Annotated in this window: 25 protein-coding genes, 1 other RNA gene and 1 pseudogene; 11 read left to right on the plus strand and 16 right to left on the minus strand. The window is 27.9% G+C overall.

The window, feature by feature from the left end:
* Positions 1 to 5: 5 nt before the first annotated feature.
* From CQA44_RS02860 to CQA44_RS02870, 3 genes are read left to right on the plus strand one after another with little or no spacing between them, the layout of a single operon-like run.
* Complete coding sequence (locus CQA44_RS02860; protein WP_115545779.1) at positions 6 to 2,096, plus strand: hypothetical protein; 2,091 nt, start codon at positions 6 to 8, stop codon at positions 2,094 to 2,096.
* Entirely contained in the window at positions 2,093 to 3,001 is a 909-nt protein-coding gene (gene rsmH / locus CQA44_RS02865; RefSeq protein ID WP_115545780.1) for a 16S rRNA (cytosine(1402)-N(4))-methyltransferase RsmH, read from the plus strand. Before CQA44_RS02860 ends, rsmH begins: the two co-directional genes overlap by 4 nt.
* Positions 2,994 to 3,398: a hypothetical protein gene (locus CQA44_RS02870; protein WP_115545781.1), complete on the plus strand. Its 405-nt coding sequence runs from the start codon at positions 2,994 to 2,996 to the stop codon at positions 3,396 to 3,398. The genes rsmH and CQA44_RS02870 overlap by 8 nt, the downstream gene beginning before the upstream one ends.
* On the opposite strand, the gene CQA44_RS02875 is transcribed toward CQA44_RS02870, so the two are convergent.
* From CQA44_RS02875 to CQA44_RS13480, 6 genes and pseudogenes are all read right to left on the minus strand, one after another.
* Complete coding sequence (locus tag CQA44_RS02875) at positions 3,399 to 4,802, minus strand: DASS family sodium-coupled anion symporter (RefSeq protein WP_115545782.1); 1,404 nt, start codon at positions 4,800 to 4,802, stop codon at positions 3,399 to 3,401.
* A gap of 27 nt (positions 4,803 to 4,829) precedes the next feature.
* Positions 4,830 to 4,970, minus strand: a complete 141-nt coding sequence (locus tag CQA44_RS12470; RefSeq protein ID WP_181881755.1) for a hypothetical protein — start codon at positions 4,968 to 4,970, stop codon at positions 4,830 to 4,832.
* 214 nt (positions 4,971 to 5,184) lie between these two features.
* Positions 5,185 to 7,191, minus strand: coding sequence for a transglycosylase domain-containing protein (locus tag CQA44_RS02880; RefSeq protein WP_408941377.1), 2,007 nt, complete (start codon positions 7,189 to 7,191; stop codon positions 5,185 to 5,187).
* Entirely contained in the window at positions 7,188 to 8,282 is a 1,095-nt protein-coding gene (locus CQA44_RS02885) for a pyridoxal phosphate-dependent aminotransferase family protein (protein WP_115545784.1), read from the minus strand. The genes CQA44_RS02880 and CQA44_RS02885 overlap by 4 nt, the downstream gene beginning before the upstream one ends.
* Before the next feature lie 7 nt (positions 8,283 to 8,289).
* Positions 8,290 to 8,766 (minus strand): CZB domain-containing protein, encoded by a 477-nt coding sequence (locus CQA44_RS13475; protein ID WP_258864891.1) that lies wholly within the window; start codon positions 8,764 to 8,766, stop codon positions 8,290 to 8,292.
* Positions 8,767 to 8,790: 24 nt separating this feature from the next.
* A pseudogene (locus CQA44_RS13480) lies at positions 8,791 to 9,621 on the minus strand (methyl-accepting chemotaxis protein); the annotation flags it as partial.
* A gap of 113 nt (positions 9,622 to 9,734) precedes the next feature.
* Between CQA44_RS13480 and CQA44_RS02895 the strand changes: the two are divergent.
* Positions 9,735 to 10,226: a Fur family transcriptional regulator gene (locus CQA44_RS02895; protein WP_115545786.1), complete on the plus strand. Its 492-nt coding sequence runs from the start codon at positions 9,735 to 9,737 to the stop codon at positions 10,224 to 10,226.
* 55 nt (positions 10,227 to 10,281) lie between these two features.
* On the opposite strand, the gene CQA44_RS02900 is transcribed toward CQA44_RS02895, so the two are convergent.
* Complete coding sequence (locus tag CQA44_RS02900; protein WP_115545787.1) at positions 10,282 to 10,761, minus strand: META domain-containing protein; 480 nt, start codon at positions 10,759 to 10,761, stop codon at positions 10,282 to 10,284.
* Positions 10,761 to 11,051 (minus strand): co-chaperone YbbN, encoded by a 291-nt coding sequence (locus CQA44_RS02905; RefSeq protein WP_115545788.1) that lies wholly within the window; start codon positions 11,049 to 11,051, stop codon positions 10,761 to 10,763. Before CQA44_RS02905 ends, CQA44_RS02900 begins: the two co-directional genes overlap by 1 nt.
* A gap of 183 nt (positions 11,052 to 11,234) precedes the next feature.
* Between CQA44_RS02905 and rnpB the strand changes: the two genes are divergently transcribed.
* An RNA gene (gene rnpB, locus CQA44_RS02910) (RNase P RNA component class A) lies at positions 11,235 to 11,559 on the plus strand.
* On the opposite strand, the gene CQA44_RS02915 is transcribed toward rnpB, so the two are convergent.
* From CQA44_RS02915 to CQA44_RS02935, 5 genes are read right to left on the minus strand one after another with little or no spacing between them, the layout of a single operon-like run.
* A complete protein-coding gene (locus tag CQA44_RS02915) occupies positions 11,554 to 12,297 on the minus strand; it encodes an alpha-1,2-fucosyltransferase (protein ID WP_309544879.1) in 744 nt (247 codons plus the stop codon). The two genes, rnpB and CQA44_RS02915, sit on opposite strands and share 6 nt — an antisense overlap.
* Complete coding sequence (locus CQA44_RS02920; protein WP_115545790.1) at positions 12,288 to 12,554, minus strand: hypothetical protein; 267 nt, start codon at positions 12,552 to 12,554, stop codon at positions 12,288 to 12,290. Before CQA44_RS02920 ends, CQA44_RS02915 begins: the two co-directional genes overlap by 10 nt.
* Complete coding sequence (murG, locus tag CQA44_RS02925; RefSeq protein WP_115545791.1) at positions 12,544 to 13,587, minus strand: undecaprenyldiphospho-muramoylpentapeptide beta-N-acetylglucosaminyltransferase; 1,044 nt, start codon at positions 13,585 to 13,587, stop codon at positions 12,544 to 12,546. The genes CQA44_RS02920 and murG overlap by 11 nt, the downstream gene beginning before the upstream one ends.
* A complete protein-coding gene (locus CQA44_RS02930; protein ID WP_115545792.1) occupies positions 13,584 to 14,189 on the minus strand; it encodes a LysE family translocator in 606 nt (201 codons plus the stop codon). The genes murG and CQA44_RS02930 overlap by 4 nt, the downstream gene beginning before the upstream one ends.
* A gap of 1 nt (position 14,190) precedes the next feature.
* Positions 14,191 to 15,018 (minus strand): prephenate dehydrogenase, encoded by an 828-nt coding sequence (locus tag CQA44_RS02935; protein WP_115545793.1) that lies wholly within the window; start codon positions 15,016 to 15,018, stop codon positions 14,191 to 14,193.
* Between the two features lie 141 nt (positions 15,019 to 15,159).
* On the opposite strand from CQA44_RS02935, the gene bamA reads away from it, so the two are divergent.
* The 6 genes from bamA to pdxA all read left to right on the plus strand — a co-directional run bounded on the left by bamA (position 15,160) and on the right by pdxA (position 23,329).
* Positions 15,160 to 17,385: an outer membrane protein assembly factor BamA gene (gene bamA / locus CQA44_RS02940; protein ID WP_258864881.1), complete on the plus strand. Its 2,226-nt coding sequence runs from the start codon at positions 15,160 to 15,162 to the stop codon at positions 17,383 to 17,385.
* A gap of 14 nt (positions 17,386 to 17,399) precedes the next feature.
* Positions 17,400 to 18,446 (plus strand): dehypoxanthine futalosine cyclase, encoded by a 1,047-nt coding sequence (locus CQA44_RS02945; protein WP_115545795.1) that lies wholly within the window; start codon positions 17,400 to 17,402, stop codon positions 18,444 to 18,446.
* Between the two features lie 100 nt (positions 18,447 to 18,546).
* A complete protein-coding gene (locus CQA44_RS02950) occupies positions 18,547 to 19,800 on the plus strand; it encodes a pitrilysin family protein (RefSeq protein WP_181881756.1) in 1,254 nt (417 codons plus the stop codon).
* Positions 19,793 to 21,574, plus strand: coding sequence for an ATP-dependent DNA helicase RecG (gene recG / locus CQA44_RS02955; RefSeq protein WP_115545797.1), 1,782 nt, complete (start codon positions 19,793 to 19,795; stop codon positions 21,572 to 21,574). Before CQA44_RS02950 ends, recG begins: the two co-directional genes overlap by 8 nt.
* A 43-nt stretch (positions 21,575 to 21,617) precedes the next feature.
* Complete coding sequence (locus CQA44_RS02960; protein WP_115545798.1) at positions 21,618 to 22,376, plus strand: pyridoxine 5'-phosphate synthase; 759 nt, start codon at positions 21,618 to 21,620, stop codon at positions 22,374 to 22,376.
* Positions 22,373 to 23,329 carry a 4-hydroxythreonine-4-phosphate dehydrogenase gene (gene pdxA / locus CQA44_RS02965; protein WP_115545799.1) on the plus strand — a complete coding sequence of 319 codons (957 nt, stop codon included), beginning with the start codon at positions 22,373 to 22,375 and terminating at the stop codon, positions 23,327 to 23,329. Before CQA44_RS02960 ends, pdxA begins: the two co-directional genes overlap by 4 nt.
* 9 nt (positions 23,330 to 23,338) lie before the next feature.
* On the opposite strand, the gene CQA44_RS02970 is transcribed toward pdxA, so the two are convergent.
* The 3 genes from CQA44_RS02970 to coaBC form a co-directional block, all read right to left on the minus strand.
* Entirely contained in the window at positions 23,339 to 23,614 is a 276-nt protein-coding gene (locus CQA44_RS02970; protein ID WP_115545800.1) for a DUF362 domain-containing protein, read from the minus strand.
* 119 nt (positions 23,615 to 23,733) lie between these two features.
* Positions 23,734 to 24,459, minus strand: coding sequence for a hypothetical protein (locus CQA44_RS02975; protein WP_115545801.1), 726 nt, complete (start codon positions 24,457 to 24,459; stop codon positions 23,734 to 23,736).
* Positions 24,449 to 25,660, minus strand: coding sequence for a bifunctional phosphopantothenoylcysteine decarboxylase/phosphopantothenate--cysteine ligase CoaBC (gene coaBC, locus CQA44_RS02980; RefSeq protein WP_115545802.1), 1,212 nt, complete (start codon positions 25,658 to 25,660; stop codon positions 24,449 to 24,451). The genes CQA44_RS02975 and coaBC overlap by 11 nt, the downstream gene beginning before the upstream one ends.
* Positions 25,661 to 25,730: the final 70 nt, after the last annotated feature.

Below are 25,730 nucleotides of genomic sequence, written 5' to 3' on the forward strand. Positions count from 1 at the left end.
TTAGTATGAAAAAATTTTTTATGTGGTTGTTTGCTATTATAGTGGTAATTTTGTTATTGCTGTTTATATTGCTATTTACTTCATTTGGCAATAGTATTTTAAAGCCGTATATTCAAGCACAAATTGATAAATATTCTCCTATACCAGCAACCCTTGATGTCTTTAGCCTTAGATTTGGCAGCTTTGAAGTAGAGCTTAACGCACTAAATAGTATTAATGTTTCCTCAAGTGGAACATTTTCACTTTTTAGTCAAAATATTGATGGAATATTAAATATTAATTTAAAAAATCCATCAAACATTAAGCAATTAGAGGGTATAAATCTTAGTGATAATTTTTTAATAGAAAATATTATTAGAGGTAAGATTAACGATTTTGTTATAAATACAAGTAGCAATATAGCAGATGGTGTATTTAAAATTGATACACAAATTACAAGCTTTTCTCCAAAAAAAATATTTGCAAATATCAGTAATGTAAAGATAGAATCTCTTTTGAATATAATAGGACAAAAGCCTTATGCAACAGGTGTTTTAAATATTAAAGCAGATATTGATGGTGATAGTAATATGAACTTTACAGGAAGTGCAGATGCAGAAGTTGTAAATGGTAATGTTTCTAAGAGTTTGGTTAAAAAAGACTTTAAGATAGATATTCCAAATACAAATTTTATAACAAATCTTAATATTGCATTTAATGGTAAAGAGGCAAATCATAAGTTAAGCTTCTTATCTAATGTAGGGAATATTAGTTCTAATGGAAGCACTATAATTAATGGATTAAAGACAAATTCTGCTTATAGAATTGATATAAAAGATTTATCTCCTCTAACTCCATTTGCAGGAATACCATTAAGAGGAAATTTTAGGACAAATGGCAAGATTGTTGGAAACTCAACTTGGTTAAATATAGATGGGGTTACAGATTTTGCCTCTAGTGATACATCTTATTCAATATCATTGGAAGGATATGTTAAGCCAAAAGATGCTTTAGTTACAATCAAAAACCTAAAAATTGAGGATATATTATATACCATTACCCAGCCAATATATGCTAAAGCATTACTTAATGCTAAAATAAACTTAAAAGAAATTTCAAGCTTTATAAGTGGAAGTTATAATCATAACATTAAGGGTAGTATCCAAGAAAATGCAATTAAGCAAAATTTTGACTTAGATATTCTTAATAATATTCCATTTTCTCATAATGCAGATATTGTATTTAATAAAGGTATAGGTAGTATAGATTCTTCTATACTAAGCGATATAATAAATATTAATATTTCTAAAGCAATTTTAAATCTTGATAGCTTACACTTAGAAGCACCATATGATATTAACATTAAAGATCTAAAGAAGTTAGCTTTTGTTACTTCAAAGGAATTAAAGGGTAGTTTAGAAGCTAAAGGCAAGGTTAAATATAATAAATTAGGACTTCTTTATGCAGATATGAAGAGTGATATTTTTAGTGGAAGTTTTGATGCTAAGTTAAATAGAAATATAATAGATATGAATCTAACAAATATTAGTTCATTAGGTGTATTAGATATGCTTCAATATCCACAATTTTTTAATACAGATATTAATGGAAATGTTAAGTATGATATTTTAACTCAAAAAGGAAATTTAGAATTACTTGCATCTAATGGGTCTTTTACTAAAAATAAGCTAATGGACTTACTTAACTCAACAATTAGGTTTGATGCAACAAAAGAGGTTTATGATAGCATTAAAATAACAGGAGATATTGATAAGAAAATAATAAATGGTAATTTAAATATGACTAGCAATAATACTTCTTTGACTTCAAAGAATGCAAAAATAGACTTAGATAGAGATAATATTAATGCATATTTAACATTAAAAATTAAAAATAATTCACTAGGTGCATCTATTAGTGGAAAAGTAAGTGATCCTAAAGTTAGTCTTGATACTAAGAAATTGGCAAATGATTTGATAAAAAATATAATAAGTAATGATAAAGTGCAAGAGCAAAAACAAAAATTAGAAGAAAAGCTAGACGAGCAAAAAGGTAAAATTAATGATAAGATAAACAATGTAATTAGCAATGGATTAAATAAATTATTTAAGAAATGATACATCAGCCAGTTTTGCTAAATGAGGTTAGAGAATTTTTTAGTGGAATAAGTGGTGTATTTATAGATGCTACATTGGGGCTTGGTGGCCATTCTTATTTTATTTTGAGAGATAATCCTAATGTAAAATGCATTGGAATTGATAGAGATAGAATTTCTCTTGATTTTGCAAAAAAAAGACTATCTTGCTTTAGTGATAGATTTATTGCACTAAATGGAAGCTTTTCAGCTGAGATTAAAAATATATTAGCTTCCACTTCTAAAGTTAATGGAATTCTAGCCGATATAGGTGTATCTTCACCACAATTAGACAACTTAGATAGAGGATTTAGCTTTGAGAGCGATAACTTAGATATGAGAATGAGTTTAGATTCTACTCTTAATGCAAAAATAGTAATTAATTCTTATCCAAAAAATGAATTAAATAGGATATTTAGAGATTTTGGAGAGATTAGTAACTATGAAGCAATAACAAAGCTTATACTTGATTATCGTAAAAATAAAAAAATAGAAAGTGCAAAAGAATTATGCCAAATATTAGAATCTAAGATTAAACATAGAGGTTTAATTAATCCTGCTACTTTGGTATTTCAGGCTATTAGAATAGAAGTTAATGATGAATTAAATGAATTAAAAAAATTTTTAAATAATATAGAGAAACTAAGAGGCACAAAAGTTGCTATAATTTCATTTCATTCACTTGAGGATAAAATTATAAAGAATACTTTTAGAAATTGGGCTAGAGATTGCATTTGTAGTTCAAATGTAATGAAATGTGAGTGTGGTGGTGGTAATGCAAAAGGTAAGATTCTTACAAAAAAGCCTATTATTCCAACAGATTTAGAGATCTCACAAAATAGACGCTCAAGAAGTGCAAAAATGAGGGGCTTTATATTTAATGAATAAAGAAGAAGAGATAAAAGATGGTTACTCAATTAATGATTTTGGGATTATATTAAATGAGGATAATGAATCTAATAATATAAACTTTACTCCAATAGATAACAATTTTAATCAATCACATTATGTAACATCACAAGAAAAAGAGTTATTAATAATATCTCAAGAAAAAAATCATAGTGATATTAGTATGATATTTATTGCTTATGGAGTGTTTTTTTTTATTATTATTATATTTATGCCTCAAATTTATCTTGCAAATAATATTTATTATGCAAGTAAAAATATTAATTATCTTAAATCCCAAAGAGAAGCTTTAAGGGATGAAAACTCTGAACTACAACAAAAGTTAGAAAGCCTTAAGTTTAACTTCTTAACTTTAGAGATTGAGGAAATTAAATAATTATATAAATCTCCATACAAACCACGCAAATGCACTAACAAGAGCTATACAAAGTATATTTAGACAGATTCCAACTTTAACCATTTCAGATTGTTTTATATGACCCGTTCCAAATACTATTGCATTTGGAGGTGTTGCAACAGGTAGCATAAATGCACAGCTAGCACCAAAGCCAATTACTAGTGTAAGTAAGGCTATGGGCATACCAATGGATTCTCCAACTGTTGCAAATAGTGGAACCAATAATGCAGCACTTGCAGTATTTGAAGTAAATTCTGTTAGAAATATTATGAATGTAGCCACAGCAATTATTATAATTATCCAGCTGTCAAACTCATTTCCAAAAATACTACTCATTCCTCTAGCCATAACATCACTAGCACCAGAATCTTTTAAAATTTTACTTAGTGCTAAACCTCCACCAAATAGCCATAAAACACCCCATTCAGTATTTTTTTGTATTTGATTCCACGATGCCACCCCGCTAAATCCAATTGCCACTGCTGCTGCAATTGCAATAAGAGCGTCTAAATCATCTATTTTGCCAAAATATGAGCTAATTTTGGTGCTAAAAATCCAAGCTAATGCTGTTAGAATAAAAATTATTATGGTAATGATTTTTTGAATATTCCAAGTTTGATGCTCTACTTGTAAATTAAAAGTCTTATTTAGTTTTGGACGAATAACTAGATACATTAGAAAAATACAGCTAGGAAGAGTTACTATCATAAAAGGAATTCCAATTTTCATCCAATCAAAAAAATTCATTCCAATAGCTTGTGCAGCTATGGCATTTGGTGGACTTCCAACTAATGTTCCAAAACCACCTATACTAGCACTATATGCAATTCCAAGTAGAACGAATACAAATGTTTTTCTATCTTTTTCTTGATCTAAATTAGATAAGATACCAAGTCCTAATGGTAACATAATTGCAGCTGTTGCAGTGTTACTAATCCACATAGATAGAAATGCAGTAGTTAAAAATAGCATAATAATTGCAAGCCACATTTTTCCTTTTGCAATAGCTATCATCTTGTTTGCAATATACCTATCAAGTCCTTGAATGTGCAAAGCAGTAGCAAGTGCAAATCCACCAAAAAATAAAAATATAATAGGGTCTGCAAAAGCTTTTAATGCGGTATTTGCATTAAGTAAATTCAAAGCTACTGCAAGTAGTGGTATTAATAGGGCTGTTATAGTTACATGTATTGCTTCAGTTAGCCATAATATTCCAACAAATATTAATAAACAAATTCCAGAAGTAGCTTTTTGACTGATATTTGTAATATTTGGCAATAATAGATAAAGGGCAGTTACTACAATAACATTTAATAATATTATTATAAACGCCCTTTTTGGTGAATGCGTTCCAATAGCTGGAGTTAGAGGCGTTATATCCATTATTGTTCCTTTTAAGAGTTATTTGATTTATTTTGGTGCTTTATACTTTGCTACTAAAAATAATCCAAGTGATACTAAACAAACTACACCAATTGTTAAAAATGCATCAGCATAAGTAACTTTTTGAGTTAGATTAAAAAACTTATATCCAAGTATTTCAAAGCCCATACTAAATTCCTTAAAAGTATATATTTTTATCTAATATTAATGATAATAAAACTATATCACATAGTAGTTATTTTAACAAAAAGTAACAATCATAAAATATGTGATTAATATCAAATAACTATATTAATTAATAGAAAAAATAGTTAAATAATTTTAGTATTTTTAGATAATGTTATACAATAAAATCCTGAAATATAAAGAATAAAATTTTAACTTAGAATATAAATTCATTATCAAAGTTTGTATTTGTATTTGGCAGCTTTGATTTATCTGTATAGTAATATTCTATTCCATTTATAGTTCTTTTATAGGTATTTTCTGGAATATCAAAGTTTCTTTTTAAGCCCGGCTCAATTTTTAAAATATTTTTAAAGAAATCATTTACAACAGGTGCTGAAATAACTCCTCCTGTTTCATTGCTACCAATAGGTGTGTTATCATCCCTCCCATACCAAACAACTACTTGTAATGTAGGAGAGAATCCACTAAACCACGAATCAATATTTTGATTAGAAGTTCCTGTTTTGCCTGCTATTTCAATACCTGGAGTTTTAGCCCTATATCCTGTTCCTGTATTTACTACTTCTTTTAAAATATCAATAGTTAGATATGCTTGTGATGGCTCTGTGATAAGTGTAGAGTTAGATTCATCCTGTTTAAATATTTCTTCATTATTTGGATTAATAATACTTCTAATAATTTTTGGTTCAACCATACTACCATAATTTGCAAATATAGAGTAATATTTTGCTGCCTCTAGTGGCGATAGCACAAAACTCCCTAATGCAATAGACATATCTTGTGGAATATTATTGAATCCATAATTATTCATTTCATTATAAACTTTTCTAAAGCCAATCATATCCACTAAATTTACTGTTGCAAGGTTAAGAGATAGTCTTAGTGCCTTTTTCAGAGGAACTAGTCCATTAAAGCTTCTTGTATAGTTTTTTGGACGCCATACTTCCTCTTCCTCTTCTCTTTGAACATCTTCATCGTTTTGTTGCAATGCTTGTGATTTTGTTAAATCTACTTCTTTTTGCCCAAAGCTCCTGGCAACATCAGATATTAATGTAGCTTGCGAATAACCCATATCAAATGCTATTTGGTATATAAATGGCTTAACAGTGCTACCGAATTGCCTTTTTGCCTGAGTGGCACGATTAAAGTTACTTTTTGTATAGTCTATTCCTCCAACTAGAGCTAAGATATTTCCTGTTTTGCTTTGAGTAACAACAATAGCACCATTTAAACTTTCAATATTAGTTTCTTTATTTTCTTTTTTGTTTCTAGAATCTAGCCTTTTTATTATATTATTGTAGCCATTGTTTAGAGCATTTTGTGCCACTTGCTGATAGTCTAAATCAATATTTAGTTTTACTATATACCCTCCAGTCTTTAAGTCTTTAATATTTGTAAGTTGCTTTAATACTTCATCAACAATATATGGAGCAAGATTCTGTGTTAATGTCTTATTATACACCTTTGGAGTTTCTTTTAATGCAGTCTCATACTCATTTTTATCAATCCAGCCGAGAGAATACAATCTTTCTATAATAGTATTAGCTCGAGCGATAGAGGCTTGAAAATTTGTAATAGGGTTGTAATATGATGGTGCTTTTGGCAGAGCCATAAGCATAGCAATTTCTTTTAAAGTTAGATTTGAAAGCTCTTTATCAAAATATCCATAAGCAGCTGTTTTGATGCCATAGAATCCATTACCAAGAAATATGTAATTTAAGTATTTTTCTAGTATTTCTTCTTTATTTAATAGCTTTTCAACCTGTAAAGTAATTACTGCTTCTTTTAGCTTTCTATCTATTGTTCTATCTTTAGTTAGTGAAATATTTTTTACTAGCTGTTGGGTAATAGTGCTGCCCCCTTCATTTAACCCACCACTTTTAATATTCTTAAGCATTGCCCTCATAATTGCATCAAGGTTTATGCCACTGTGTTCAAAAAACATTGTATCTTCAACTGCAAGTAGTGTTTCTATCACCTTTGGTGGAATCTCATCAAAATTAGCATAATATCTAAATTCATTTTCAAATACATTTGCAATAAGCCTATCTTTTCTGTCTAGTATTTTTAATGCAATATTTGGTTTATAATTTACTACTTGAATTACTTTACTTTGTGTGTCATAAACGGCTATACTAATTATTCCTACAACAAAAATAATGATTAGTATAAAAGCTGTTAGAAATATCTTCTTGTTTATTTTTTTAATAAATTGCATAGATTGTAAATATCCTTTTTGTTATGTTTAAGTGATAAAATAACTCTTAAAGTAGGCATATTAACCGTTGGTTTTCTTATGGCACCAACTAAAAAATTATGCTTTTTTAAAAAATTAGCTTTTTTTATCATTTCTTCTTGATTATGAAATTTTATAGAAAATATTTGAGAGTCTAATTTAATTTGTATATTTTTTAAAATGATTTTTTTTATAATTTTTAATTTATTATTAAAGTGTTTTTTGTTCTTTTGAATATATTTGATATTAACCAATGCTAGCGCAGTATCAAAAGCACTTAAGGCGGTAGAATATATAATAGGCTTTGCCCTGCTTTGTAGGTAATCATTAATATGCTTACTCGATAATATGTAAGCCCCATAGCTACCATAAGCTTTACTTAAAGTTCCCATTTTAATAAAATTTGGTTTTATATCTATATTATAAAAGTCAAAATATCCTAGTAAATTATCTCCCAAAGTCCCACTACTATGGGCTTCATCAACTATTAATATAGCATTATATTTTATAGCAATTTTTGTAAATTCTTTTTTTGCTATATCACCGCTCATAGAATATATACCTTCTATTGCAATTAAGATTCTATTGTATTTTATATCTTTTGAATATTGTTTGATTTTAGTTTCTAAGTCTCTACAATCATTATGTTTGAAAAAGCATACATTTTTTATAAGCTTTGTAGCTAATATTCCACTTGCGTGATATTCCTCATCAATAAATAATATATCTTTTTTTCTAACCAATGTTTCAAATAATGCTATATTTGCTAGGAATCCACTTCCTAATAAAATACAGGATTGAAAATTATTAATCTTAGATAGGGTAGATTCTAGTTTTTTATGCAAAATTGAATATCCATTTATAAGCATAGAGGCTCTAGGAGAGTTAAGTTTTTTATTTACCACTAATTTGTAGGCTTTTTTTATAGATGTTTTATTATAGGAAAGTCCTAAGTAATCATTAGAAGCAAAGTCTAAATAAGAGTTGGAAAATATTCTTCTAACTCTTAGAGTTTTATTTTTATTTAGTAAATCTAATTCTTGTTTGTAAAACAATGGTTATTTAGCTTGACTTATTTTGTTGCATAGTTTGTAATATTGTTTGCATTTGAGAATTTGTTGCTGATAGTTTTTCATTTAGCATTTCATCAATTGCACTAAAAATATGATTTCCAGATTCCTCTACTATCTTAATTTTATCATCTATAAAATGTTTTGGCGTAGTCTTATTTGTATCCAAAAGACTTGATGCAAGGGTATTTGCTTCATTGTGAATTGTTAAGTGTGGTAATTCAATTTTTTTGTAAGAAGAGGTGTTTGAGAATTCTTTTTTACCATTTCCTTCATAATACCATTTTCCAAACCTGCAAGAAGTTCCATCAACTTGTTTAAATTCATTTGACATTCCAAAAACTAATGAATATAGTGCTTGTTTGTATAATAAGTGGTCTATTTTAGCAAGTCCACAGAATACTCTATCATTAGAGCAAGAAATTTTTAATTTTGCAATCGTTGCAATATCTCTAAATTCTTTCACCATTCCATGCAAAACATCTACATTTTCTTTTACATTTTCTGTTACTTCATTAATTTCTTCGGTGCTAGTTTGTATATCGCTTGCCTCTTGTTGCATTGATTTTACAACAATAGCAATCTCTTTTGTGGCTTTTTGAGTTTTTTCAGCTAGTTTTCTAACCTCATCAGCAACAACTGCAAATCCCCTTCCGTGTTCCCCAGCTCTTGCTGCCTCAATAGCTGCATTAAGTGCTAATAAATTTGTTTGTTCTGCTATATCATCAATTAATGAAATTACATTTGTAATTTCATTGCTTCTTTGTGTAAGTGAGCTCACTAGGTTAGTTGCATTTTGCATTTTTTCATACAATATATTTATTTTTTGTGAAGAATTATCTGCAATATCTAATCCTTTTGACATACCCTCAACTGCATTTGAAGCATTATCAAAAATATTTTTTAATTCTTCTACTAATTCTACAAAAGTATTTTGAGATGAAATTGTCCCACTTTTAATACAGTCATTATAAGCTTGAAGTATGTCTAATCCACCACTACTTAATCTTGGATTAACTTCAATTAAAGAATAAATTGTTATATCATTTACTCTTTTTGATTTTACTATTAAGTCATAATCATCAGTAGTAATTTTGTTAATATCTTCTTTTAGTTCAGCTCTAATTGCCTCTAGGTTTTTTAGTGAGGATGTTTTGTCATTTTTAAAAATGATTTCATTGTTTTGTATTGCAATTATATTTTCACTTTGTGAAAAGCCAGATATAGCTTTGTAAATTTCACACTCTTTTTTTAGAGTTTCTATTTCTTTTTTTAGAGCTTCTATTTGCCCGTTATGATTATCATTAGACCTTGAACCAAACATTTTATCCTCCTATATTTATGTTAAGATTATTAAAAATTTTACGAATTTTAGCAATATTTCATTGAATCTAGTATAATTTTAGACAATTTATTTTATAAAAGCGGGAATGTGCGATGGTATCAGATAATATAAAAATTAAAAGAACAGAATCTCTAGATTCTGTTATGTCAAGATTGCAGAGAGTAGTTATGGCAAAGAGATTAAAAACTAGCAAACAAAGAGAATATGTATTATCTTTAATTTATAATAGCAAGATTCATCTAAGCCCTGAAGAAATAGCCTTAAAGCTTAAAAATGACAATAAAGATTCATCTCTTTCTTCTGTATATAGAATTTTGCAATTTTTAGAAACTTATGGTTTTGTTACTTCTATTGAAGCTGATAAAAGCGGTAAAAGATATGAAATAGCCGCTAAAGAACATCATTATCATATTATTTGTCTTGATTGTGGGAATATTATGGAATTTATTGATGATGATATTAGAAATAAACAAGTTGAAATTGCCAAATCTCTCCAATGTGAGCTTGTTAGTGATAATCTAAGAATTTTTGTGCTTTGTGATAAATGTTTAAACAAGAAGAATAAGAAAGATATAATTTATTAAATATTATAAGTGTATATTTTTATAATCTTTAAGATTATAAAAATATTTTAAAGATTTATTCTTCGATATTTTCTTCTTCATCCATATCATTAATAGTATTTTTGTCTTGTGTATTAATGTCTAATGCTATGATAAAATTTTCTTTTGATAACAATATTTCATTACCATTATTTGTAATTATAAAATTTCCATCCAAATTTTTTAAGTATTTATACTCAAAATTATTTGCTTCATCATCAGAACACATCATTTTAGTAGAACCTGCTTGAGAAATATCTATGCTATTTGAATCTCTCCAGCTTATACCAGCAAAATATCTATTACAACCAGCATTACCGTATATCCTATCATTTTCAAATCCTAGTGTTGCTACATTTTCATTTAATGGAGCTATTATTGTTTCTCCATTTTGCGATATATATTTAATCTTATATAGCTTACTTTCTACTATATTTGATATATTTCCACTTCCTGCACAACCTACTACAAATATCCCTATTGCAAGTAATAATATAATTTTTAGTATTTTTTTCATTATATTTTTTTAATCTCCTCTAATATTTGGCTTTTTGATTTTGGCTCTACAAGCCTATTCCCAACTTCTTTTCCATCTTTGAAAAATATCAATGTAGGAATCCTCTGAATCCCAAACTCATTTGATAGATTCTCATTTTCATCAATATTAATTTTATGAATATTGTATTCTTTACCTAGTTCTTTTAATATAGGCTCTATTCTAACACAATCGCCACACCAAGGTGCATAAAAATCAACAATTGTAAATCCATTGTTAATTTCTTTTTTAAAGTTTTCTAATACTTCCATAATATTTTCCTTATAATTTTGTTACTACTAAAAATTTAAGTATAGCAAGAAAAATAAATAATTCAATAGACAAAATATTTTAAGTTCAATTTAAATGACCAATATAATCACCTAAAACCAAAAATAGCATATTATTTATATATTTAAACCAACAATAAATAACTTTATATTATAATTTTCTCTATGGTGTAGTGGGCGATTGCTTAATATCTTTAAGAGGAAAGTCCGGACTACAATGGAGCGGGATTCCATCTAACAGATGGCTATCGTAAGGTAAGGGAAAGTGCAACAGAAAATAAACCACTAAATATTTTAGTAAGGGTGAAATGGCGAGGTAAGAGCTCACCGGATTTTAAGTAATTAAAATCGCAATGCAAACCCAATTCGTAGCAAGAAGAGTAGGTTATAAGCTCCATATTTTTAGCTCTTTGCTGAAATGTTATTGTGAAATAGCATTTAGATAAATAATCGCTTTTAACAGAATCCGGCTTATAGCTACACCTTATAATTTTATTTCCATTCCCCATATATAATCTATTACAATCCAATCTTTTGGCAGTATATGTTTTACTTTTGGGTTTGTATCATCATAGAAAAATGCAGATGGAGTAATTACAATTTTATTTTTATTATCCATTAAATATGCAGCCCACCAACTAAAAGTAGAGTTGGCTATGATTGCATTTTGACACATTTTCATTAATTCCATTTCTTCACTAGCATTTCCTTCATCATTGCCTTCAATAAAGCTAAATTCCATATTTTTAATGATATTAGAATCTAGGCTTTTAATTAGATTATTTTTGCAAAACTCTATATCATTACTAAATACAAAAATATGTGGATTATCTAGCCTCTCTTTGATTATCCTAAGAGCACCATTATAATACCCAGCTCCTAGTTTTACAAAACAATAATTATTGTTTGTTAGATAATCACCCCTTCTAATATGCAAAAATACAGAATTCCTAGTCTCTAAAATATTCTTTTTTAATTTTTCATTATTTTTTGATAGTGGAGTTTTTAAGCTAAATTCATTTTTAAGTATGGGGGTGATTGTTTTAAAACAATTTAGGTTTTGAAAACAACCTATAAAATAATTTTTATTATTCATTTGCTTAACAATACTAATAATATTTTCATCATTTAATTTTAAATTACTTTCAGATATTTTAAATATAAAATAATCTCTTTCATCTTTCATAAGTTTATATATTAAAATTTTATAGATTGATTTTAAATTAATAGGAGGTTTTTGCTAATTTTTAAACTTATATTAAAGTTTTCAATCTCACATTTTCTAACTGACTTAATCCCCCCCCCCATTTTTTCATTTATATTATATAGTTTTAATTTTTCGTTATCTAATAATATATTTCTAGTAGTATTATAGTTGTATAAACTACCATCAATTACTATATCACAGCCCTCTTTATGTAAAGCCTTTGCAAAAGCATATATAAACATTTGATTACCAAGCCCACCTAAAAGCCTAAATATCATTTATTTTCTCCAATACTTTATCTATAATTTGTTTTGCTCCATTAGCTGAGATTATAGTAGATAATCCTCTGCTAATTTTTCTTAAATTAATAGAATCTAAATATTTTAAAAATATATCTTTATTTAAATCTTTTTGTTCTATAACTTCACATAAATTCAGCTTTTTTAAAAATAGTGCATTGAAGTATTGATGATTTTTTGCAGCAAATGGATAGGGAATAAAGAAAGTAGGAAGATTATTTGCACATAGCTCCCAAAGGCTACTTGCACCAGCTCTACTAACGCAAAAATCAGCCTCTGTCATTCTATTAATTAAAGCATTATCAAAAGAAAATAGAGATATTTTAGAATCTAATCCCATTTTTTGATACTCTTTCTTTACTCTATTAAAATCATTTATTCCACATTGATGAATTATTTTTATATTTCTTTTAAGCAAATCATTAGCAAGATTGATGGCAAAATCATTTATTGCCATAGCCCCTTGAGAACCACCTAAAAACAATATAGTCTTTATTTGTTCTCTTTTTCTTGCATATTTAAAGAATTCATCATTGATTGGATATGAAGTTTTAATAAATTTATTAGACTTTATTTCAAAAGAGCTAAAGACATTTTTTGCAAATGGGCTTAATATAGAATTTAGCTTTCCAAAGATTGCATTTTGCTCGTGTATAAAAAGTGGTATTTTATTTATTATGGCGGCTATTGCTCCACCTCCCGCACTAAATCCACCCACACTAATTACTGCATTAATATTATTTTGTTTTAGAATCTTTTTAGATTCTAGTATTGCTTTTAGCATTAAGTTTAGAGCATTTATTTTCTTAACACCTTTTTTATTAACAATGCCTGTTGTGTTTAGAAAATATGTTTTAGTAAAATTTTCATTATTGTCAAACCAAAGTTTATCTTGCCCACTTGTAGAGCCAATATAAAATACATTTATTCCTCTATTTTTGCACTCAAAAGCTAGAGTCCTTGCAATACTTAGATGCCCTCCAGTCCCTCCGCCTGTTATTAGGAGATTCATATAATAATTCCTATTTTTTTAAATGCCATTATAAGTAATACAATTCCAAATCCTAAAAATACAATAGAACAAACTTTATCTATTATATTAAATAGTTTATTTGTGATAAAACCTCTAAAATAAATGGCAATCATTATTACCATTAGAAATGCAGAGCTTAATCCACAAAATAATAATATTAAGTTTATTATAGGACTTCTATCCATATACGGTGCAATAATAGCACTAAAAAATATTATTGCTTTTGGGTTTGATAGATTAACCAAAAGCCCTTTTAGGTAGATATTTTTCTTACCTTTATTATCTAGTTTAAGTTTTTTTCCTTCTAAATCTATATCATTTGTTTTTACACTAAATAATAGATAAGATAAATATATTAGATAGATTCCACCACAAAATCCAAGTATAATTTGGGCAATATCACCTTTTATAATATGTGCAAAGCCAAAGTATAGAATTGTTAAAAATATTATCCACCCACTAGCAATTCCACAAAGCGTATAAAACGCATTTAAAAAGCCATCTTTTAAAGCCATTCTTAAAACTAATATAATATCAGGTCCCGGGGTAATAGCCCCTAAAAATGCAATTATAAAAATCATCTTATATAATCTCTCTTAGTTTATTTGCGTTATTCATCCATTCTCTTAGTTTTTCAAAATCATCTTTTTGTATTAGTGTTTTTGCTATATTTAATTCATCTTCAAATAACTCTATTGACTTCAGAATCTCACTTTTATTTTGTTTTGCAACAGCACTCCACATAACACCACTGCTTTTTGAGATCCTACTCATTGATTTAAATCCTCCACCAGCTATTGATACAATATCTTGTGGGTTTTCTTGCTTGAGTACCATATTTGCTAGAGCATAACTTAAAATATGAGGCATATGGCTAATGAATGCAGTATGTCTATCGTGGCTTTTAGAATCCATTTTTATAATATTCATTTCAAGTTGTATGCAAATATTTTTTGCTAGGTCTATTTGATACTCACCACTATTAATAATATCAACAAAAATCATAATTTGATTTTTGTATAAATCTTTAAAAGCTGCCTTTGGACCAAAGTTTTCAGTTCCACACATAGGGTGAAGTGAGATGAAATTTTTTCTTAATTTTTTTGGTATGGCTTTAATTATTTCTCTTTTTGTTCCACCAAAGTCAATTATTGTTTGATTTGCTTTTAGAGATTTTATATTTTTTATAATATCAACTATTGCATTTACGGGTGTGCATATAAAAACTACATCACATTGTATTATTTCTTCCATATCCAAGCATTCATCTACAAGCCCTAAATACAATGCTTGTCGTCTATGAAACTCATTTATATCACTTCCAGCTATCATACTAGCTATTCTTTTTTCTTTTAGTGCTAGTCCAAGCGAGCCACCCATAAGCCCAAGCCCAATTATTCCAATTTTCATTTTAATAATATCCTTGCATTTAACAATATCTTTAAAAATATTTGTAATTACTTGATAAATTTCAAGTAAAATTATAACTCTTTTATATTTAAAGTATAATTATCATTTTAATTTTTTAATAAGGCTAAAAGGCTTATTTTGATGAAAATTTTTATTGCAATATTGTTTTTGATTTCGTTATGTATTTCAGATGAAATAAAAGCTATTAAATATGATGGCTTAATTAGAATGTCTAATTTAATAGCAAATGAAGTATCTGGATTAAAAGTAGGTGATAAACTAGATTCTAAAAAAATTAATCAAGCAATTATTGCATTTTATAAACAAGATTATTTCAATGATGTTTATGCTAGTTTTGATAATGGAGTGCTAACTTTTAGTTTTGTTGAAAAGCCCGGAATTAGCAATATTGAAATAAAAGGTTTTGGAAATGAGCAAGAAACAGAAGAAATTACAAAACAAATAAATATCAAAAAAGGCGATACTTATGATATTTATAAAGAAAAACACGCTAAAGAAGTGATTATAAATGCACTAGAAGAAAAGGGTTTATATGGTTCTGTTGTTGAAGTAGATACAGCTAAAATAGAAGATTCTATTAGCCTTACTTTTAATGTTAATAAGGGTGAAAATATTATTATTAGAAAATCTTATTATGAAGGCTCAACTTTAGATAAAAGCGATATAGAGGCTTTTAGTGCAAATAGAGAAAGGCATAGTTGGTTAGGTTGGCTTCCTTGGTGGCCAAGCGGGGAGTTAAAATTAAAAGAATTAGAATATGATAATTTAAGAATCCAAGATGTTTATATGCAAAAAGGTTATCTTGATGCAAATGTTTCTACACCTCTTTTGAATGCTAATTTTTCAAACTATGATGCAACTTTGCTCTATAAGATAAATGAGGGAGAGAGATACAAGGTTAGCCAAATTATTATCAAAAAAAATGATGATATTGAAAATCTATTTAAAGAAGAGGATATAAAAAATCTTTTAAAAATAGAGATTGGAGAATTTTTTAATGTCCAAACTTTAAGGCAAGATGTAGAATCTATTAAGTCTTATATTATGGATAAAGGTTATGCTTTTGTTGTAGTTTCACCAGATTTAAATAAGAATGTAGAAAACAGAGAGGTTGCAATAACTTATAATATCAATATAGGCAAAAAAGTTCATATTAATGATATTATTATTACAGGAAATACTACAAGTAGCGATAGAATTATAAGACGTGAGATGATAATTGCTCCTGGAGATATTTATAATATTACAAATATTAGAAAGAGTGAAAATGCACTTCGTCGTAGTGGTTTTTTTGATAAAGTAAATATTAGTGAAATTAGAATAGATGAGACTTCTATGAATCTTTTAGTTGAGGTAGTAGAGGGTAGGACAGGCGAGATTATGGCAGGGATTGGTTATGGTAGTTATGATAAATTGATGATAAATGGTTCTATTAGAGAGAGAAATCTCTTTGGAACAGGCGTTGGTGTGCAATTACAAGTTAATTGGAGTAAGTATAATCAGCTTTATAACATAGGTCTTAGCAATCCTAGAATACTAGATTCTGAATATAGTGGTTCAATAAATGTATTTAGAAGTTATTTTGATAATTATGATTATATTGAGAATTCAACAGGTTTTAATATAGGAGTGGGGCGAAACCTAACTGATGAATTAAGCATAAATTTAACTTATGGATTAGCAAAATCAAAGCTATATGACTATAAAGATGTGCTATATTCAGGACTTTATCCAAGAAATGGTATTTTAAAAAGCACATTAACTCCGGGAATTTATTTTGATAATACAGATGACTATTATTTTCCTAAAAATGGTGCTATTTTACAAGCTACAAGTGAGTTTGCAGGGCTTGGAGGAAATGCAAAATACATTAAACTCTATGGGAAAGCAGGGTTTTATTATCATTTAAAAAACTTAGTTGATTTTGATTTGATTTTAAGATATAAAGCCCAAATTGGAGCTATATTTGATATAGGTTATATTCCATTTACAGAGACATTCTATATGGGTGGTATAGGGACAGTTAGAGGCTTTAGGACTTATTCTATAAGCCCCAGAAATGATAAAAATTTAAGAGTTGGTGGGAATTATATGTTTACAAATAGTGTTGAAATAAGTTATGGTATTATAGAAGCTATAAATATGCGTGTTGCAATGTTTTTTGACTTTGGAATGCTAGGGGTTAGAAACTTTAATGATTCTGATTTATCAAGAATGAGTTGGGGCTTTGCATTAGAGTGGGTATCGCCTATTGGACCACTAGTGTTTGTTTTCCCTATTGCTATTAAGCCAAAAAGTTATGATGATGTATCAAGATTTGAATTTACTATGGGAACTAGATTTTAAATGGAGGTAAAACTTTGAGTAGAATTAATGAAAATGAGATTTTAAAGCATCTAAAAGAAACTCCTCTAAAAGCACTAGGAAAGAGGGCTTATGAGATTAAAAATACTCTTCATAGCGATAAGATTACGACTTTTATAATTGATAGAAATATAAACTATACAAATATTTGCTGGGTTGATTGTAAATTTTGTGCGTTTAAGAGGCGTATAAATGAAGAGGGTAGTTATATTTTAAGTTTTGAAGAGATTGATAAAAAAATCGATGAGTTAATTGCTATTGGTGGGACACAGATATTATTTCAAGGTGGTGTTCATCCCACATTAAAGCTAGATTGGTATGAGAGCTTAGTTAGCCATATACACAATAAATATCCAAATATTACAATACATGGATTTTCTGCAATAGAAATTGATTATATCTCAAAAGTATCTAAAGTTTCTATTAAAGAAACTTTAGAAAGTTTAAAAAAAGCAGGACTTAGCTCGATACCTGGAGCTGGAGCAGAGGTATTAAGTGATAGGGTTAGAGATATAATTGCCCCAAAAAAGTTAGATTCATTAGAATGGATTGAGATACATAAGCAAGCTCATTACTTAGATATGAAAACTACTGCTACAATGATGTTTGGAAGTGTAGATAATGAAGAGGACATAATCAATCATTTTAGATTAATTAGAGAACTTCAAGATGAGACAAATGGCTTTAGAGCCTTTATATTGTGGAGTTTTCAACCTGATAATACTCCTCTTCAAAGTGAATTCCCACATATTAAAAAAGCATCTTCAAATAGATATTTAAGATACCTTAGTGCTTCTAGAATCTATCTTGATAATTTTAAAAATATTCAAAGTAGTTGGGTTACTCAGGGTTCATTTGTAGGTCAGCTTGCATTGTCATTTGGTGCTAATGATTTAGGAAGCACTATGATGGAAGAAAATGTTGTAGCTTCTGCTGGGGCTAGAAATAAAATGAATACTGATGAGATGATTAAAGTTATCCGTGATGCAGGTGAGATACCTGCGATTCGCGATACTGCTTATAATATTTTAAAAATGTGTTAATAGCAAAATAGAGAAGAGAAAAGTAATGTTTAGAGTTTTTATAATATCTTTTATGATTATAAATTTAGTGTGTGCTTTAGAGCCTAAAAAGGAGCATAGTATGGTAAAAGAATTAAATGATGGGCTAACTTATATAGATATTAATAATGTTAAGATTCCTGTAATTTATGAGATTTCAAATTTACTTCCAATAGGAAGGATTAGTGTTATATTTTATGGTGGAGGAAGTGTGTATGAAAAAAAGGTAGCACTAAGTTCATTTAGTGCAGATATGCTAGAGAGGGGAACTAAAAGTAAAGGAGAAATTAAGTTTGCAGATGAGTTAGAATCTAACGCTATTAGCTTAAATGTCGGTAGTGGTTTAGAAACTCTGAAGTTTAATTTAGAATTTCTAAAAGAAAAGAAAGATGAAGCATTAAGTGCTTTGAGGGATTTGCTTATTGACTCAAACTTAACAAAAGAAGCCTACAATCAAACAAAATTAAACTTAATCAATTATATTTTATCTAAAGAAAATGACTTTGATTATATTGCCTCTTATAATCTAAATAAAATGATTTTTAAAAATACTCCATTAGAAAATAGCTCATTTGGTGAAATAAAAGATATTAATAATATTTTTCTTAGCGATGTTAAGGATTATGTTAAAGATACTCTAACATTAGAAAATATGGTAGTTTTAGTTGGTGGAGATTTAGATTTAGAGAGTATTAAATTAGAATTATCAAATTCTTTAGCATTTTTAAAGCATGGCAAAAAGATTGAGCCAAAAACTTACTTGCCAAAGATAGACAGAAATAGTGAGATTTCTATTGTTAAGCCAACAAAACAAGCTTATATTTACTTTGCTTCACCATTTAACTTTAGTAGTTATGAAGCAGATTTACATAAGGCTCAAGTTATGAGCTTTATTATGGGTAGTTCAGGCTTTGGCTCAAGGATAATGGAAGAGATACGAGTAAAGAGAGGATTGGCATATTCTGCATATTTTTATAATTCTATAAATAACATTACTTCTAATACCATAGGTTATTTACAAACAAAAATAGAAAATAAAGATGAAGCAATTAAAGCAGTTAAAGAAACTATTGCAAATTTCATTGCAAATGGTGTATCACAAAAAGAGCTAGACGATGCAAAGGCATATATATTAGGTTCTAGGGTTTTAAGTAATGAAACCCTTTCTCAAAGACTTAACAAAAAATATATTAATTTCAATAGAGGGCTAAATTTAAATTATGATGATATATTAACTAAAAAGATAGGTGAATTAAGCCTAAAGGAGCTAAATTCTTATATTAAATCGCATAAAGAAGTTAATAATCTAGGCTTTAGTATAGTAATTAATGAATGAAATTCTTAATAAAATTGGTATTTTTAATTTATTTGAAGCTATTTTATATACTCCAAAATCATATACAAATACATTTTTAATTACTAATTTAAGCGAGCAGAGTGGAGCTTTAAGAGTTAGAATCACAGATAAAAAGAAATTTAATAAAATCTTAAAACTTAGAGCTTTAATGCTTGATTTTGATAGCTTTTTAGAGATTAATATATTTTCTCCAAAGCCTTTTCATAGCCTTATTTTTAGGCTTGATAAGGAGATTTATATTTTAGGTAAATTGGAGTTTAATAATGCTTGGCAGATGAATCAACCAAAAATAATTAATAATATTAATCAAATTTTAATGAATTTTCCCACTATAAAAATAAAGCAAAATACATTAAATGAAGTTTTTAAAAAAATAATTAATAAACATGATTTAAAGACATTAGGCTTAGATGCTGTCTGTATTAATGCTATTTATGAGATATTTCACCCAAATAAAGAGTTTGTGAATAATTTTCAAAACAAGGGAGGCTTTTTTGGAATTTATTTAGAGGCATTAAAATTTGTTGAAATATATTATTATATGCAGGGTTTAAAGAGCAGGAAAAGAGAGTTTATTGCTACAAATGTATTAAATGGAAATTATTTAGATTTTATAAAAAGTCTTCCATTTTCTTTAACAAAGGGACAAAGTAATTGCATAGATTTTTTAAAATCTAAGTTAAGTAGTAATAAGGCTACTAGATGTGTTGTAATGGGAGATGTTGGATGTGGAAAAACCATTATAATACTTACTTGTGTAATGATGGCATATCCTAAAAAATCTCTGCTTTTAGCTCCTACTACTATTCTTGCAAATCAGCTTTATGTTGAGGCAAAGAAATTTTTACCAAAAAATGTTAGAATAGAGATTGCATTGAAAGATTCTATTATTAATGATTGTGATTTTTTAATAGGTACACACACACTTTTGTATAGAGAACTAAGCGAGTTTGATTTATTTATGACAGATGAACAGCATAGATTTGGCACAAATCAAAGATTAAGATTAGAGCAAATGTTAAGCATTGAGGGTAAAAAACCTCATTGTATTCAATTTTCTGCTACACCAATTCCTAGGACTATGGCAATGATAGAATCTAATTTAGTTGATTTTTGTTTTATTAAAGATTTACCATTTAAAAAAGATATAACTACTAAAATTATCACTAAGAAAGATTTTAATAACCTATTAAGCCATATTAAAAATGATATTAAATCTAATAAACAAGTGGCTATCATTTATCCCTTAGTTGAAAAAAGTGATAGTATTTCTTATCAGTCAATAGAGGAGGGAAAAGCATTTTGGCAGAAAAATTTTAGTAATGTTTATTTTACACACGGAAAAGATAAGATGAAAGAAGAGATTTTAGAGGAATTTAGAGATAAAGGTTCTCTGCTTATTGCAACTACGCTTTTTGAAGTTGGAATCTCACTTCCTAGATTATCAAGTATTATTATAGTGGGGGCTGAAAGACTAGGTTTTGCAACACTTCATCAGCTTCGTGGTAGAGTTAGTAGAAATGGAATGAAGGGGTATTGTTTTTTATATACTAATAATGCAAATTCTCTTAGATTGAAAGATTTTGTTAGCACTATTAGCGGGTTTGAAATAGCAGAACTTGATTTAAAGTATCGTAATAGTGGAGATATATTAAGGGGAGTGCGTCAAAGTGGAGAACAATTTAAGTATTTTGATATGTATGAGGATAAAAAAATAGCATTTAGGGCATCTAAGATTTTAAAGTATCATTAGATTGTCTTTAGTATAAGTAGAATAAATTTTTTAAGGAGTGATTATGAAGTTAGGTGTAAATATAGACCATATAGCTACATTAAGAGAGGCTAGAAAAATAAATGAACCAGATATCCTAGAGGCTATTTTTATACTAAAAAATGCGGGTGCAAATCAAATTACAGCTCATTTACGAGAAGATAGAAGACATATGAATGATTGGGATATTAAAAGGATAATAGACTCATCTCATATCCCTATAAATATAGAATCCAGCATTAATAAAGAGATTATCAATTACTTAATTTCTCTTAAGCCTCATACAATTACTCTTGTGCCAGAAAATAGACTTGAAGTAACCACCGAAGGAGGACTTTTAGTAAATGATAGACTAAAACCTGTTATTAATAAAATTAAAGATAATGGGATAAGGGTTTCATTATTTATAGATGCAAATAAAGATGATATAAAGAGATCAAAAGATTTAGGGGCTGATGCAATAGAGATTCATACAGGAGCATTTGCAAACTTATTTTTAGTATTAAATACAAATCTTAATAAAACCCCAAATAAGCTTGATATAGATAATCCAAAAGAAAAGTATAATATTATTTTACAAAATATCTTTTCGGGTGCAAAGTTAGCTAGAGATTTAGGACTTGATGTATATGCTGGACATGGGTTAAATTATCAAAATGTTGTAGAAATAGTCAAAATTAAGGAAATTACAGAACTAAACATCGGGCATAGCATTATTGCTAGAGCAGTATTTTGTGGCTTAGAATGTGCTATAAAAGAAATGTTAATTAGACTTAAGAGATGAAAAAAATAGCAATTAGTGTAGGAGATGTCAATGGCATAGGGCTTGAGATATTACTAAAGGCTCATAATAGAGTTAAAAATCTAATCAAACCCTTTTATGTTATTGATTTTGAGGTTTTAGAATGTGGTGCAAAGATATTAAAATATAATATTCCAAAAGATTTAGAGATTATTCCTATAAAAGAATTTTGTTCTACAAATTTAAAGAATTCTATTAATAATAACACTTTAATTAAGCCTTCAATATTAAGCAAGGAGAGTGGAGAATACAGCTTTATTAGTTTTAAAGAGGCTCTCAATTTAGCAATAGAAAAAAAAATTGATGGAATCCTAACTTTGCCGATTAATAAATTTGCTTGGAATAAGGCTGGTGTTAATTTTCTCGGGCATACAGAGTATTTAAGCTATAAGTTTAACAAAAAAGGGATTATGATGTTAGGTTGTAAGGAGATGTTTGTAGCTCTCTTTAGCGATCATATTCCACTAAAAGATGTTAGTAGAAGTATTACATTTCAATCTCTTAGCGATTTTTTACTTGATTTTAAGAGAAGTTTTACTTTTAAAGAAGCCCTAGTTTTAGGTTTAAATCCTCACGCAGGTGATGGTGGGATTTTAGGTAATGAAGATTTTATTATCAAAGAGGCAATTGACTTTGTAAATAAAAAATTAAATTCTAAGATATTTATAGGACCTATTTCTCCAGATAGTGCTTTTAATCCAAATAATCGTTCTAAATATAATATTTTTGTATCTATGTATCACGATCAAGGCTTAGCCCCACTTAAGGCATTATATTTTGAAAAGAGTATTAATGTAACATTAGGTATCCCTATTTTACGCTCTTCAGTAGACCACGGAACAGGATTTGATATAGCTTATAAAGGTAAAAATGTTAGTATTGAAAGTTATATTGAAGCAGCTATGTTTTTAGCAAATAATAGCTTAGAAGCCTAAGCTATTATATTATACACAAGGGACATCATCATTTCTTTGGTCTAAGCCAATCTCATCTCTATTTACACTTCCTAAAGCACTCCATACTATACAGCCTTCAGTTGGGCAGGCAGTAGCACAAGCTGGAGCGTCATTATGTCCTACACATTCTACGCATTTATCCCCATAAACATAATAAATTCCCTCACCTGTTGGGTTATCATCATCATCTACTATTGCATTTACAGGACACTCATCTATACAAGAACCACAAGAAATACATGTATCAGTAATTTTAACAGACATTTCTACTCTCCATTATAAAAATTGGCTTTCTAAAGCCTGATTGCAAGTATAGATTATTTTTAAATAAAATACTATGAATTTAAATTCAAGTTTTTATAAAATCTTTAAAATGTGTAATTTTATACTTCTAAATCAAGGATATTTTCTCTTTTAATATCAAATAACAATACAAAATCTTCGACAATAATTTTTATTTCATTAAAGCCTTCCAAGTATTTTGTATTACTTTCTAATATATTTTTTACATTATTATATTGCACTTTTAAAAGCAGCTCATTTGAGTTATATATACTTCCATAGATTATTCCTAGATTGCTAAAAACTGCACTAAAATCAATTTTATTGTTTTTTAACTTTTTTATTTGGAATAAAACATCTTTTTTATTATTTTTTATGACTATATTTAAAACTCCTTTTTGAAATGCAAAAAGAGAGTTAGATAAAAAAGTAAAATCATCTCTATTTTGTGTAGTTGTAATCTTATCAACCAAGCTTTCATAAAAAGTTGAGCTTAAATTTTTAGTTTTTAATAAACTTTCAATTTCATTAATTTCAAACTTCAATGAGCTATTTTTTGATAATTCAAATATTTCAGGTTGTTTTATTAACTTTGAGATTAAAAATTCTCCTTTGCTATCATTAATGATAGCCCAGTATTTTGAACCTATTTGAAGATTACTTGCACTTCTTGCCTCAATATGACTATTGCCCAGTTTTAATAAATACCCAATTCTCGTTTTTTTTAATACTTGTAGCAATATAGGTAAAGTTGTATTGTAAGATTTAAAATTATTGTTTTGTGTAATTTGTGATAGTTTAGAGATATTAAGGATTCTATTTAGCACTGTAGTTTTGTTCTATAAAGTTTGCTATTTTAATGCTTATATTAAATTTATCTTCTTTGTTAATTTTTATCTCCTTACTTTTTGTATAAATTGTAACTTTATTACTATCATCACCAATTTTATTATTTTTATTTATTATGTTTAAAATCACCATATCACAGCCTTTACCACCATCTTTAGTAGATTCTAGCATTTTTTTTGCTTTTAATTTGGCAGTTTCTTCATCACTTTCTGCTTTGAATCCAACTTTAAAGCTGCAATGTAAATTTTTTAAAATATCCTCATTTTGTATTAAATCTAGTTTCCAAGATTTTCCTATATATTCTTTTTTTAGTTTTCCTTTGTGATATTTTTGTGGGATATAGTCACTAATGGCTGCTGCCATTATGAGTATAGAATCTTTTTTTAATTCTTTTTTCATTTCATTTTTAAATTCAGAGCTAGAATTAACTTTAATTTTCTTTATTTCAATTGGTAGGGTAATAGGAAATTTTGAACTAATAAGAGTTACATTTGCTCCTAAAAAATATAGTGCTAAAGCTAAGTTTGAGGCTTGTTTTCCACTAGAATTATTTGAAATATGTCTAATATCATCTATATTTTCTATACTACCTCCTCCTGTAATTATTATAGATTTATTTCTCCAAAAACTCTTTTGTAAAAAATTCCTTTTAATATGAAAGATAATCTCTTCTATGCTAGCCATAGCACCTTTTGCAGTGATATTGCACGCAAGAAGAGTTACTCTAGGAGGTATTATTGTATATCCTAGTTTTTGAAGAGATTTTATATTTGCCTTTGTTTGAGGAGATTCTAACATATTGATATTTGCACTTGGAGCAATTAATATAGGACATTTAGATGCAAAAAGTGTTTCTAAAATTATAGTATCTGCTATGCCATAATTAAGCTTGGCTATGGTGTTTATACTTGCAGGTGCAACTATTGCAATATCTGCTAGAGAAGCATAGCTTATATGATTAGGAGAGTTTAAAATGAATTTTTGTGAATTTGAATGTAAAACTTTATTACCACTCATTGCCTCAAAACAAAGAGGATTTATGAATTTTATTGCATCATCACTCATTACAACAAATATTTTTGCATTAAGCTTTTTTAGTGAGCTTATTAAATCTAAGCTTTTGTATATTGCAATAGAACCTGTTACAAGGAGTAGAATCTTTTTATTCTCTAGATTCACATTTTTATCCTTTAAATTATTTTAAATAATTTAAAGATTCTAGCTAAAAATGACTCAATTTATAAGCCTA

Source organism: Helicobacter sp. MIT 14-3879 (genome assembly GCF_003364125.1).